The 12,804-nt window shown below is 65.0% G+C and carries 12 protein-coding genes; 9 read left to right on the top strand and 3 right to left on the bottom strand.

Annotated elements, in window-relative coordinates:
• Nucleotides 1-570: 570 nt before the first annotated feature.
• Nucleotides 571-1,728 carry a helix-turn-helix transcriptional regulator gene (locus EYW47_RS19310; protein ID WP_240763810.1) on the bottom strand — a complete coding sequence of 386 codons (1,158 nt, stop codon included), beginning with the start codon at nt 1,726-1,728 and terminating at the stop codon, nt 571-573.
• Between the two features lie 263 nt (nt 1,729-1,991).
• On the opposite strand from EYW47_RS19310, the gene EYW47_RS19305 reads away from it, so the two are divergent.
• From EYW47_RS19305 to EYW47_RS19285, 5 genes are read left to right on the top strand one after another with little or no spacing between them, the layout of a single operon-like run.
• On the top strand, nt 1,992-3,101 hold the full coding sequence (locus EYW47_RS19305) for a DUF1214 domain-containing protein (RefSeq protein ID WP_133196436.1): 1,110 nt from the start codon (nt 1,992-1,994) through the stop codon (nt 3,099-3,101).
• Complete coding sequence (locus tag EYW47_RS19300; RefSeq protein ID WP_133196435.1) at nt 3,098-4,333, top strand: sulfotransferase family protein; 1,236 nt, start codon at nt 3,098-3,100, stop codon at nt 4,331-4,333. Before EYW47_RS19305 ends, EYW47_RS19300 begins: the two co-directional genes overlap by 4 nt.
• The gene (locus EYW47_RS19295) at nt 4,323-4,763 is read left to right on the top strand and encodes a nuclear transport factor 2 family protein (RefSeq protein ID WP_133196434.1); all 441 of its coding nucleotides are present in this window, start codon (nt 4,323-4,325) and stop codon (nt 4,761-4,763) included. The genes EYW47_RS19300 and EYW47_RS19295 overlap by 11 nt, the downstream gene beginning before the upstream one ends.
• A 1-nt stretch (nt 4,764) precedes the next feature.
• Nucleotides 4,765-5,556, top strand: a complete 792-nt coding sequence (locus tag EYW47_RS19290; protein ID WP_133196433.1) for an SDR family oxidoreductase — start codon at nt 4,765-4,767, stop codon at nt 5,554-5,556.
• Entirely contained in the window at nt 5,553-6,563 is a 1,011-nt protein-coding gene (locus EYW47_RS19285; protein WP_205710106.1) for a DHH family phosphoesterase, read from the top strand. Before EYW47_RS19290 ends, EYW47_RS19285 begins: the two co-directional genes overlap by 4 nt.
• 42 nt (nt 6,564-6,605) lie before the next feature.
• On the opposite strand, the gene EYW47_RS19280 is transcribed toward EYW47_RS19285, so the two are convergent.
• Nucleotides 6,606-6,854, bottom strand: coding sequence for a hypothetical protein (locus EYW47_RS19280; RefSeq protein WP_133196432.1), 249 nt, complete (start codon nt 6,852-6,854; stop codon nt 6,606-6,608).
• Nucleotides 6,855-7,156: 302 nt separating this feature from the next.
• On the opposite strand from EYW47_RS19280, the gene EYW47_RS19275 reads away from it, so the two are divergent.
• The 3 genes from EYW47_RS19275 to EYW47_RS19265 all read left to right on the top strand — a co-directional run bounded on the left by EYW47_RS19275 (nt 7,157) and on the right by EYW47_RS19265 (nt 10,793).
• Nucleotides 7,157-8,065: a LysR substrate-binding domain-containing protein gene (locus EYW47_RS19275; protein WP_133196585.1), complete on the top strand. Its 909-nt coding sequence runs from the start codon at nt 7,157-7,159 to the stop codon at nt 8,063-8,065.
• 149 nt (nt 8,066-8,214) lie between these two features.
• On the top strand, nt 8,215-9,543 hold the full coding sequence (locus tag EYW47_RS19270; protein WP_133196431.1) for an MFS transporter: 1,329 nt from the start codon (nt 8,215-8,217) through the stop codon (nt 9,541-9,543).
• Between the two features lie 11 nt (nt 9,544-9,554).
• Nucleotides 9,555-10,793: a metal-dependent hydrolase family protein gene (locus EYW47_RS19265; protein WP_133196430.1), complete on the top strand. Its 1,239-nt coding sequence runs from the start codon at nt 9,555-9,557 to the stop codon at nt 10,791-10,793.
• Between the two features lie 89 nt (nt 10,794-10,882).
• Here EYW47_RS19265 and EYW47_RS19260 read toward each other — a convergent pair whose 3' ends face one another.
• Complete coding sequence (locus EYW47_RS19260) at nt 10,883-11,305, bottom strand: organic hydroperoxide resistance protein (RefSeq protein WP_133196429.1); 423 nt, start codon at nt 11,303-11,305, stop codon at nt 10,883-10,885.
• Nucleotides 11,306-11,579: 274 nt separating this feature from the next.
• On the opposite strand from EYW47_RS19260, the gene EYW47_RS19255 reads away from it, so the two are divergent.
• Entirely contained in the window at nt 11,580-12,638 is a 1,059-nt protein-coding gene (locus EYW47_RS19255; protein ID WP_133196428.1) for an alpha/beta fold hydrolase, read from the top strand.
• The last annotated feature ends 166 nt before the right edge of the window (nt 12,639-12,804 follow it).

Below are 12,804 nucleotides of genomic sequence, written 5' to 3'. Positions count from 1 at the left end.
CGGAGCGGCTCCGGGGCATCCGTCACCTCGCACACTCCGCCTCAGTGACAAGGGGCTCATTCTTCCCGCCACGCGCTACGCGCGGGCGGAAGGGTCTGCATGGAAAACCGTGCGCGCTGCTTAGCGAATGCGTGTGAGTGCTGCCGGTTGAATATGCTGGAGTCCTACGAAAATGTGCGCGTACCACCGGTTTAGGTTATGCCCCACGGCGCGCGAAGCGCCGCCGGATGGATGAGCCCTTAGTCACTCCGGGTGACGGCGAGTGATGACAGACGCCCCGGAGCCACTCCGATTAAAGGTTAGTGGTCCACTGCGTCACACTGGCGGTTTGAGCGGCTTTCTTTTGCCTACTTTTCTTTGCCGCTGCAAAGAAAAGTAGGTGCCGCCCCGCACAGGGGCAACGCATGCGGCCCGCCGCGAATACAAGGAAAGGCCAACACCCCAAAAGCCCCCAACCAAAACAATCCAAATAATCCGCCAGCGTCGTCCCCTTTTGGAAAAAAGAGCAACGCACGAACGTACCCAAAAGCGATAACTCACATCACAACGGCTAAAAACTAAACCGAACTCTCAAACCATCGAAACGACGCTATTAAGCAGCGTCTTCACGAGCACGGCTTGGCGCGTGGCGCCGGTCTTCGCAAAGATACCGCGCAGGTGCGCCCGCGCCGTATTCTTCGCGATGCCGAGCGTCTCCGCGGCTTCGTCCAGCGTGAGCCCATCCACGAGCAGTAGCGCCAGCTCGGTTTCAGTGGGCGTGAGCCGGTAAAGCGAGCGCAGCATGGCACGCGAATGCTGCGGCGAAGAAGCCGGATCGCGGATAAACACGGCCACGGCCGGCCGGCGCGTTCGGTCCTCTGCCCGGTAGTTCAGCGGGATGGGCCGCAGCAGGACGCTCAGCGGTATTTCACCGGAGGCCCGCGAAAGCGTGGTGGCCTCGACACACGAGGTCGCGGCAATCAAATGGTGATTGACCGCCGCCTGAATCGTCTTCTGCAGGCGGCGGTCCTCAATCGGGCAGCGCGCGCGCAGCGTGTCGTTCACGAGCATCAAGCTGTCGGCTGCAGCAAACAGGCGGTTGGCAGCGCCATTGCTCTTCATGCACTTGCCGTGCTCGTCGAGAATCACGGTGCCCACCAGCATGCGGTCCATCGTGCCGGCGTACAGCGTGCGCTCGGATTCAAGCACGTCGAGCGTCGAGTGCAGGTCGACCGCGCGTTGCAGGTGCGGCAGCAGCACGGCAACCAATGCCTTGTCCGCCGTGTCATAGTCGCGCGCGCCATGGCGCCGGCTCACGAAGAAGGCGCAATCGACGGCGTCGCGCGTGCGAATGTTGGCGACCAGGATATAGCGCAGGTCAAGCGGCTTCAGGTATTGCAGATAGAACTCATGCTCGCACCATGCCTCGGCGCCAAACAGCTCGTCCGCGCTCACCGCCTGGCCCGCCGGCACAGTAGTGAACGGGCAGATCGAATAGTAATGCTCACTATATGAGGGCTCGCCCGGCAACAGCGTGCCATAGGCCGAGGCATTGACGATCAGCCCGGCGCGCCCCGATGCGGGGTTGCGCAGCACGAGCGTCACGAAGCTCGCATCGAGCCGTTGGCGGATGTATTCGAGCAATCCCGCCCACGGCGTGGCTTCCACCGGCCCCTGGTAGACGAGCGCGAGCAGTGCGCTCACGTCGCGCGGCGCGAGGCCGGCCGCCTCGAAGCTGGCTGGCGCAATGCCTTCGCAGTCGGCTGCTATATCCGTCGACACTGTGATCGTCTCCATGGCGTTGCGGCGAGTCCCGTTGCCGCCTTCGACGATGATAGGAGTCGGCGCGCGGCGCGCATCGTCCTTTTGAGCTAGACGGCGCGGCCGCACCGGCCTTCATTCGCGCCCCAACGGAAAAAGCGAGGGTAAGCCCTGGTTAGTCCGCCTGGACGAAGATTCAGGCAACCCGGTATCGGTATCGTCTCCCCACGGCACAACGGAGGAGACAGAGCATGACGACGCCAACCGGCGAGGAGCAGTTGCTTTCGGGCGAGACATGGGCCGCCTTTTGCGAGACGCTGCGGCGCAGCGGCGAACAGATTCTGCGGCCCGAAGCGCCGCACGACGCGTTCACGCGCGCCGAAGGGTTCCGCTATCTGAGCCGGCTCTTGCGCATCGCGCTCGAAATGCACGTGGAGTTCGCGGACGCGGATTTCCCGGGCTTTTTCTCGCCCTCGCACGAGACGGCCAAGATCGGGGCCGACAATCCCGACAATCTCTATCAATACGCGCGCCTGAACGGCAAGCACGAGTACCGCGTGAGCGGTCATCGCGGCACGGTGTCGTACCTGAGCTTCGGCACGCAGAAGGGCGGCTATGAAACCGACGGCAAGATGCTGCAGACGGGCTTCATCGACGCAAATCATATGCAGGTCCAGGCCGATGGCAGCTTCGAGATCGTCCTGAGCGCACAGCGCCACGAAGGCAACTGGCTGCCGATGGACCCGGCTTCGAACGCGCTGGTCGTGCGGCAAACCTTCCTCGACCGCAAGACGGAGAAGCCCGCGCAACTGAAGATCGAGCGCATTGGCTCGTCGAGCCAGCCGGCGCCGCTCGACCCGGTGCGTCTGCATGACGGCCTGCAGCGCGCCGCCGCGTTCGTCGAGCAGACTTCGCGCATCTTCGCCGACTGGGCGAAGGGCTATCAGGCGCACGCCAACGCGCTGCCGCCCGCCGATCAGGCGGTGTGCCAGGCCGCCGGCGGCGACCCGAACATCTTCTACTACCACACGTACTGGGCGCTCGAAGACGACGAGGCGCTCGTGATCGACGTGGAGCGCGTGCCCGAGTGCGACTTCTGGAACGTCCAGGTCAACAACTACTGGATGGAATCGCTCGACTATCGCTATCACCGCATCTGCCTGAACAAGCATTCGGCGCGCCTGCGCGAGGACGGCGGCGTCATGCTGGTGTTGAGCGCGCGAGACCCCGGCGTGCCGAACTGGCTTCAGACCGCGGGCCATCGCAACGGCACGCTGTGCCTGCGCTGGGTGGGCGCCACGACGCCTGTGCATCCGTCCACGCGCGTGGTCAAGCTCGAAACACTGAAGGAGACCGCATGAACGCCGCCAATCCGATTGCATCGATTGCGCCGATCGCATCGATCCCGCCGCGCGAGGACACCGCCCAGCTCGTCGAGCGCTTGTTGGCAGCCGCGACCGAGCGCTCAGGAGGACTGACCGACTTCGGTGGCGGCAGCTATCGCGAAGCGCTCATGGTCCTGTTCGACTCGCTCGCCACGCAGGCCAACCTCTCGCCGCAAGGCGAGGCGATGCTGCATGAGAAGGTGCTGGCGCAGCTCGTCAACCGGCTCGTGATCGAAGACTATTGCAAGCGCCATCCCGAGATTCTCGCGCAGCCCATCGACGATCCGGTCGTGATCGTGGGCCTGCCGCGCACCGGCACGACGCTGCTGCAGCGCGTGCTCGCCACCGACGCGCGCTTCCATTCTGCGGCGTGGTGGGAAACGCGCTACCCCGCGCCGCTGCCCGGCGAGCCGGCGCACGAGAGCGCGCGGCGCATCGCGCTCGCGCGCGCCGAAGTGGAGCAGATGGTCCACTTCATTCCGCAGATCCTCGCGATTCATCCGCTGGACGCCATGCAGCCCGACGAAGAGTTCATGCTGATGGAGCATTCGTTCCTCTGCGCCATGGACTCGTATGCGAACGTGCCACGCTATACCGCGTGGCTCGCGCAGCAGGACCATACCGAGGTGTATGCGTATCTGAAGAAAATGCTGCAGTTCCTGCAATGGCAGAAAGCGCAGCGTGGCGAGCCAGGCGCGCAGCGCTGGGTGCTCAAGACGCCGCAGCACTTGCACACGCTCGAAGTGCTGTTCAAGGTGTTCCCGCATGCGAAGGTCGTGCTGACGCATCGCGACCCGACGGCAACCATCCCGTCGATGGCGAGCATGGCGCATACGCTCTGGAAGCTCTACGCCGACGCTCCCGATGCGCGCGAAGTCGGGCGGCAATGGAGCGCGCAGATGCAGCGCGCGGTGCATCACGCGATGGACGTGCGGGCGGGCCTGCCGGCGGAGCGCTTTCTCGACGTGCGCTTCGAGGACACGGTGGCCGATCCGCTGGGCGTGGTCGAACGAGTGTACGCGTTCGCGGGCATGACGTTCCCGGACCCTGTGCGCGCCGGCATGCAGGCCTGGCTCGCACAAAACGGGCGCGAGAAACGCGCGCCGCACGATTACACGCTCGCGCAGTTCGGCTTGAGCGTCGAGCAGTTGCAACGCGATTTCGCGCGCTATCGCGAACGCCATATCGAGGCGAGCCATGGCGCGTGATCTTCAATACCTGCTCGACCGCACGGATATCAACGATCTCCTGATCGATTACGGCACGGCCATCGACCGGCGCGATTTCGCGGCGCTCGAGCGCTACTTCACCGAAGACGCGGTGATCGATTACCGCGCCACGGGCGGCCCGCGCTGCACGCTGCGCGAGGCCCAGGCGTTCCTCGCGCAGGCGCTGCCGCAATTTCCGCGCAGCCAGCACATGATGGGCAACATCAGCGTCGAGATCGAGGGCGAGACGGCGCGCGCACGCACGATGTGCCACAACCCGATGGTGTGGCGCGCACCCGACGGCAGCGAGCGCGTGATGTTCTTCGGCATCTGGTATGTGGACGCGCTCGTGCGCACGCCCGAGGGCTGGCGCATCCGCCATCGCGAGCAGGAACTCTGCTATTCGTACAACTATGAGGGGGGACTTTGAGATGCTTTTGAAGAACAAGGTAGTGATCGTATCCGGCATCGGACCGGGACTCGGTGTGAAGCTCGCGGTCGAAGCGGCGCGCGAGGGCGCGCGCGCGGTCGTGCTCGCCGCTCGCACGGCGGCGAAGCTCGACGATGCCGAAGCACGCATCCGTGAACTCGGTGTGGACTGCGAAGTACTCAAATGCGTGACGGACATTACGGATCGCGCGCAATGCAGCAAGCTCGCGAAGGAGACGGTCGCGCGCTTCGGCCGTATCGACGCGCTCGTGAACAGCGCATTCGTGCACGGCAACTTTCCCGAGCCGGTGGAGAGCGCCGATCTCGACGGCTGGCGCGCGGTGTTCGATACCAATCTCGTCGGCACGATGACGATCACGCAGGAGGTCGCGGCCCACATGAAAGCGCAGCGCAGCGGCGCAATCGTGATGATCAATACGCAGGCCGTGCGCAAGCCGTTCGTGGGCGAAGCCGGCTACGCCGTGTCGAAGGGGGCGCTCGCCGTCGCGGTGAAGTACCTCGCGAAGGAGCTGGGCCCGCACGGCATACGCGCCAACACGATCCACATGGGCTGGATGTGGGGCGCACCGGTGCAAGGCTACGTGCGCCACGCGGCGGCCGAGCACGGCGTGCCCGAGGAGCAGATCGTCGCGCCGATCGCCGCCAACATCGCCCTCGGCCAGATCCCCAATGACGACGACTGCGCGAAGGCCGCGCTCTTCCTCGTCTCCGATTACGCAAAGGCGATCACGGGCGCAGCGCTCGACGCGAACGGCGGAGACTTCATGCCATGAGCCACGGCGGCCCCACGACGAAGAGCGCGGGCGCGCCGCCGCCCACGCCGCTGCCCATCTACGCCTTCAACGGCGACGCGGATGGCCTCTGCGCGCTGCAGCAGCTGCGGCTGGCCGAAGGCGCTGATGCGGTGTTGGTGACGGGCGTAAAGCGCGACATTCACTTGCTCAGGCGCGTAGCGGGTGGTGCGGGCGTGCGGGTCACCGTGCTCGACGTATCGCACGATCAAAACCGCGACGACGCCTTGCGCCTGCTGGACGAGGGCGCATCGCTGCGCTATTTCGACCATCACTTCGCGGGCGAGCTGCCCACGCATCCGCGTTTTGAGGCGCACATCAACACGGCGCCCGATGTCTGCACGAGTGCGCTCGTCAACGGTTATCTCGGCGGCCGCCACGCGCGCTGGGCGATCGTGGGCGCATACGGCGACGCGCTGGCTACGCTTGGGGAAGCGCTTGCGCGTGCACATGGCATCGGCGGCGAAACGCTCGGGCAGCTCGCGCAGCTAGGCCGCCTGCTGAACTACAACGCCTATGGCGACACGGTCGACGACCTGCACTTCGCGCCCGAAGCGCTGGCCGAAGCGCTGTTGCCGTTCGCCGACCCGCTCGCGTTCGTCGAGGCCAACGACGTATTTGCGGCCCTCAACGAGGGTTATCGCGACGACATGGCGAAGGCGCATGCGCTGCCGGCCGGGCGCGACGTGCCCGGGGCGCGGCTGATCTGCTTGCCGGGCGAGGCGTGGGCGCGCCGCGCGTCCGGCACGCTTGCCAACGAGCTGTTGCAGCGCGAGCCGGAGCGCGCGCTCGCCGTGCTTTCGCCGAAGCCGGGCGGCGGCTTCGTTGTGAGCCTGCGCGTGCCGGCCGGCTGCGCAACCGGCGCCGACGACTTTTGCCGCCAGTTCGAGACGGGAGGAGGGAGAAAGCGCGCGGCGGGCATCAACCACCTGCCGGAGGCCGAATTCGACGGCTTCGCCGCACGCTTCGAGGCGGCGTTCAGCGTGTGAGCCCGGAGCGCGCAATGCGTGCGATGCGTGCGATGTGCGGCCTCAATCGTTGCCCCAGCGCCAGCGGGGCGGCTCGCCTTTGAGCCAGCACACGACGACGAGGACGATGCTGTACAGCGCGACCAGCGAGATGAAGGCCAGACGATGCTGGTCCGGCGGGGCAAAGCGTATGGTCGCGCCAATCAGCGCGAAGTAGGCGATCAGGACCACCCATCCTTGCCAGCGGGCCGGCAAGCCCCAGCCCCAGCCGTAGCGCTTGGCCCGAAACCAGTATTCAGGTGTGGGTGACATGGCATGCTCTCCTGTCGCGCGCGCTGCCCGTGGGCTTGTTGCGCGCGTTCAATGTTGGTTCGCTCATTGTCGTCGATTTTGCCCGCGCGCTCGCGCAGTGCGTAGCACCTGTTCGAGCCGGAACAGGGCGCCTCGGGCGACGCGGGTCATCGGTTGCATTGCGTCGGGACGGCGAAGGCGCGCGCACAAGCCTTGTTAAAAGGTGGATTGCACGATTGAGGACAATCCGGCCGGGCGTTTGCCGTGCGCGGCTCCGGCGAGGCTCTATCATGCGGGAATTGCAATCAATGCTTGCGCCCGCCATGCGTATCACGCCCTTGCCGCCTCTTCAATGCCTGGTCGCTTTCGAAGCCGCAGTGCGGCATGCGAGCTTTACGCGCGCGGCCAGCGAGCTGCACCTGACGCAAAGCGCGATCAGCCGCCAGATCCAGCAGCTCGAAGAATTTCTCGGGCGCTCGTTGTTCGTGCGCGAGCACCGCTCGCTACGTCTCACCATCGCTGGCGAACAGTACGCGGCGCAGGTCCAGCGTCTGCTCGCGCAATGCGCCGAAGCCACGCTCGACGTCATGAAGCATTACGGCGACCTGGAACTGACCGTCGCGTGCTCGTCGGGCGTCTCGGTCCTTTGGCTCACGCCGCGGCTCCCGGCGTTTCGCGCGGCATTTCCGAACATCAAGCTGCGCCTGATCGTGCGTGACGGCTTCGCTTCGATGTCGCCCGCGGAATTCGACGTGGGCGTCTACTACGTCCGCCAGCAAGCCCCCGCGTCCTATACCGCACGCAGGCTCTTTCACGAAGAGGTCTTTCCCGTCTGCTCGCCCGCGTATCTGGCGGGCCGCACGCTCAATGCAGGCGATCTGGCGAACGAAACGCTGCTGCTCCTCGAAGACGGGCAACGCCAGTGGATGTCGTGGCCCGAATGGCTCGGCCTGAACGGCGTGGACATGCCCAAGGCGCCGCGCAGCGTCACGATCAACCACTACCCACAGATCGTGCAGATGGCGATTCTCGGCCAGGGCGTCGCGCTGGGGTGGCGCTACATGATCGACGCCTGCCTGAGCGAAGGCCTGCTCGTGCGCGTCACGCCGGCGGCGGCCAGCCACGGCGGCGGCTACTACGTGCTCTCGCCCAACGATCGCGTAGAGAACCAGGCGGCGCGTATTTTCACACGCTGGCTGTTCGAGCAGGCCCAGGCCCAAATGCCGGCGTAAACATCACGCGCCAGCACCGCCCAAAAGCCCTCGCATGCGCCCAGCGCATGCATGCATGCGAATCTTTCGTTTCAGAAATAAGCGCGATTGTCCTTAGCATGTCGATCATGCGGGCAAGCCCCGGCTTTTATCAGAAAAAGGAAGAGACGATGCAAGGAACGCTTTCACAGAGCGCGGTGCCCTCTGTCCAGTTGGCCGCGCGGCAGCGGCGCCGCGCCGTTATCGCGACCGTGCTGGGCAACGGCCTCGAATGGTTCGATTTCACTGTCTATAGCTTCTTTGCCGTCATCATCGCGAAACTGTTCTTTCCTACGGGGAACGAACTGAGTTCCGTGCTGCTCACTGTGGCGACCTTCGGCGTGGGCTTCGTCATGCGTCCCGTGGGCGGCATCGTGCTGGGCGTCTATGCCGACAAGGTCGGCCGCAAGGCGGCGCTCTCGCTCACGATCCTGCTGATGGCATTCGGCACGGCGCTCATCGGCCTCGCGCCCACCTACGATCAGGCGGGCATGGCGGCGCCGCTTTTGATCGTCGTCGCGCGGCTGCTGCAAGGCTTTTCGGCTGGAGGCGAAATGGGCGGCGCCACGGCGTTTCTCACCGAGTACGCGCCGCCCGAAAAGCGTGCGTATTACTCGAGCTGGATCCAGTCGAGCATCGGCTTCGCGGTGCTGCTGGGCGCGGCCACGGGCACCTTCGTCACGACCTGGCTCGACACTCAGGCACTGTATAGCTGGGGCTGGCGCGTGCCGTTCCTGATCGGCATTCTGGTCGGGCCGGTGGGCTATTTCATCCGCAGCCAGATGGACGAAACGCCGGCGTTCAGCGCCATGGAAGAGCAGGGCAAAGAGCATTCGCCGCTCAAGGAGGTGCTCGCGCGCTTTCCGCGCGAGACGTTCGCGAGCTTTTCGATGGTGATTCTCTGGACCGTCTGCACCTATGTGCTGCTCTTCTATATGCCGACCTATTCGGTCCGCACGCTGCACCTGCCGCAATCGACAGGCTTCTTCGCCGGCATGGTGGGCGGCCTCATGATCATGTGCTGCTCGCCGGTGGTCGGCAAGCTCGCCGATCTCTGGGGCCGGCGCGTGTTTCTCCGCGGCGCCGCGTTGGCGATCCTGGTGCTCGCGTGGCCCATGTTCGCGTGGATCAACCACGCCCCTGGGCTCACGTCGATGCTCGTGTTCCAGGCCGTGTTCGGCGTGCTGATTGCCATCTATACCGGGCCTATCCTCGCAGCCTTCGCTGAGCTCTTTCCCACCCGCGTGCTCTCGACGGGGATTTCGGTTGCCTACAATTTCGCGGTCACGATCTTCGGCGGCTTCGCGCCGTTCCTGATCACGTGGCTGATCGCCCGTACGGGCAGCAACATGGCACCCGCGCTCTATGTGATCGTCGCGGCGGCGATCAGTCTGGTCGGCACGTTCTTCGTCAGGGACGTACGACACGGCGCCCGGCGCGCGGGCGCAGCCATTCAATAAGGATCACGAATATGTCCATGACCATCATTCACGGCGGCAACGTGCTCGACCTCGTGCAAGGGGTGTTGCTCGAACATCATCATGTGGTAATCGAGGGCGAGCGCATTGTCGAAGTGACGGACCGCCCGGTCGACTATCCCAACGCGCATGTGATCGACGCGCGCGGCAAGACCGTGATGCCCGGCTTCATCGACTGCCACGTGCACGTGCTTGCCTCCAACGCGAATCTGGGCGCCAACGCCGGACAGCCGAACATCCTCGCAGCCATTCGCGCGCTGCCGATCATGCAGGCCATGCTCTCGCGCGGCTTCACGAGCGTGCGCGACGCGGGCGGCGCCGACTGGGCGCTGATGCAGGCCGTGGAAACGGGGCTCGTGCCGGGGCCGCGCATTTTCCCGTCCGGCAAGGCGCTCTCGCAGACGGGCGGCCACGGCGACTTCCGTGCGCGCGGCGATCTGCTCGAACCGTGCTCGTGCTGCTTCCGCACGGGCGCGATTGCGCGCGTGGTGGACGGCGTGGACGCCGTGCGCCTCGCAGTGCGCGAAGAGATCCAGAAGGGCGCCACGCAGATCAAGATCATGGCATCGGGCGGCGTGGCATCGCCGGTCGATCCCATCTCCCATACGCAGTACTCCGAAGAAGAGATCCGCGCGATCGTCGGCGAAGCCGAAGCGGCCAACACCTATGTCATGGCGCATGCCTACACGGCGCGTGCGATCGCGCGCGCGGTGCGCTGCGGCGTGCGGACGATCGAACACGGCAATCTCGTTGACGAGGCGACCGCGCAGGTCATGCACGAGCATGGCGCCTTCGTGGTTCCCACACTCGTTACCTATGACGCGCTCGCGCAACACGGCGCGCAGTTCGGGCTGCCGCCCGATTCGGTGGCGAAGGTCGCAAGCGTGCAGCGCGCGGGCCGCGAATCGCTGGAGCTGTATGCAAAGGCGGGCGTGCCGATGGGCTTCGGCTCGGACCTGCTCGGTGAGATGCATGCGTTCCAGTGCGGCGAATTCCGCATTCGCGCCGAGGTGCTCGGCAATCTGGAGGCGCTGCGCAGCGCGACGAGCGTGGCCGCCGACATCGTCAACATGAAAGGCGAGCTGGGCGTGATCGCTGCGGGCGCGATTGCCGACGTGCTCGTGCTCGACGGCAATCCGCTCGCCGATATCGGTGTGGTGGCCAATGACGGCGAGCGCGTGGAATATGTCGTGCAGCGGGGCAAGGTGGTGAAGGGCGCTTCGCGGAATTGAGTCGCATCGCAAGGCAAGCGCAGAAGCGGGGCGGCAGATATGTCGCCCCGCTTCTTTTTATTGCCAGCGCGACATGCTGGTGGCGCGAATCACGCCTCGGCCAGCGTGATGGTCACATCGATATTGCCGCGCGTGGCCTTCGAATACGGGCAGGTCTGATGCGCCATCTCGACGAGCCGTTGCGCCACCTCGCGCTCGAGACCCGGCAGGCTCACGCTCAGGCGCGCGCGCAGCGAATAGCCGTCGTCGCCCTTCACGAGATCGATTGCGGCATCGACGGCCGTCTCGCCTGGCAGCGCGGTCTTCAGCTGGCCTGCCGCCAGCCCCATCGCGCCGATGAAGCACGCCGACCAGCCCGCACCGAACAACTGCTCCGGATTGGTGCCCGGCGCGCTCGATCCCGGCGACGAGAGTTTCACGTCAAGCCTGCCGTCCAAACTGTGGGACGCGCCGTCGCGGCCGCCGGTGGTGTGCGTCTTGCCCGTGTACAGAACGTTTGCTGCCTGGCTCATGGTGGATTCCTCATGAAGAGCGTTGAATGATGTGCCGGGAGCGGCGTGATCCGGTCGGCGTCCGGGAGTCCGGGACTACCCGGAAGCCGTCGCGTGGATTTCGCCGTTGACGCATTAGAACCGGCCGATGTATCCGGCATGTTTTCAGGAGGAGCGTTATTGATTCGCTGTGTGTACGAGGATCGGGCAGATACAGTGAGATACAAAGCATTGACATGATTCGGCTATAAAACCGTTGCAGCGCTCCATCCCATCGAAACAGGAGAAACGAGTCATGTCAGATCCCGTCAATGTCCGCCGTCGCCGGCTTCTCGGCACTACGCTGGCGAGCATCAGCCTCGCGGAACTTGGCTTGAGCAGCCTTGCCCGTGCGCAGACGCCCAACGGCGCCGCGCCGGACGGCGCAGCGTTGAACACGCGCACAGGTAGCGGTGTTTCGTTCGGGCCGATCCAGCAGATCGACGCCGGCGTGCTCAACGTGGGCTACGCAGAGGCCGGGCCGAAGAACGGTCCCCCGGTGCTGTTGCTGCATGGCTGGCCGTACGATATCTACAGCTACGTCGAAGTCGCGCCGATGCTGGCCGCGGCCGGTTATCGCGTGATCGTGCCGTATCTGCGCGGCTACGGCTCGACGCGCTTTCTCTCGGCGGACACGCCACGCAACGGGCAGCAGGCGGTGACGGCCGTCGACATCGTTGCGCTCATGGATGCGTTGAAGATCGATCAGGCCGTGCTTGGCGGCTACGATTGGGGCGCGCGCACGGCGGACACCATCGCCGCATTGTGGCCCGAGCGGGTCAAGGGCCTGGTTTCAGTGAGCGGCTATTTGATCGGCAGCCAGGAGGCGAACAAGAAGCCGCTGCCGCCACAGGCCGAGTTGCAGTGGTGGTATCAGTACTACTTCGCGACCGAGCGCGGCGCGCTGGGCTACGCGGAGAATCGTGACGCCTTCAACAAGCTGATCTGGCAACTGGCGTCGCCAAAATGGAAATTCGACGATGCGACCTACGCGCGCTCGGCCGCCGCATTTCAGAATCCCGATCATGTGGCGGTCGTGATTCACAACTATCGCTGGCGTCTTGGCCTCGCGCAGGGGGAAGCGAAATACGACGGCATCGAGCAGCGGCTGGCCACTGGGCCGACTATTTCAGTGCCGACGATCACGCTCGAAGGGGATGCCAACGGTGCGCCGCATCCGCAACCGGCGGCGTATGCGAAGAAGTTCACGGGCAAGTATGTGCACCGGGATATTAGCGGCGGTATTGGCCATAACCTGCCGCAGGAGGCGCCGAAGGCTTTCGCCGAGGCTATTTTGCAGGTGACGCATTTGTGATGCGGGGTGGGTAGACGCACAGGTTCTTGATCGAAGTGGCTGCGCACTCGTCACGTGTGCGCAGCGAATTGAATCTCGTACTCTGCTAGAAAGAATGGCGCGCCGCGTGAACGGCGCGCCATTCTTTTTTCTGGATCAGACACCAGGCGAATTGCGAATGGCAAAT

Origin of the sequence: Paraburkholderia silviterrae, assembly GCF_004353915.1 — a bacterium.
In the GTDB taxonomy this organism is placed as follows: domain Bacteria; phylum Pseudomonadota; class Gammaproteobacteria; order Burkholderiales; family Burkholderiaceae; genus Paraburkholderia; species Paraburkholderia silviterrae.
The sequence above is the reverse complement of the archived record's forward strand: the minus strand, read 5'-3'. Positions and strand labels throughout refer to the sequence as shown.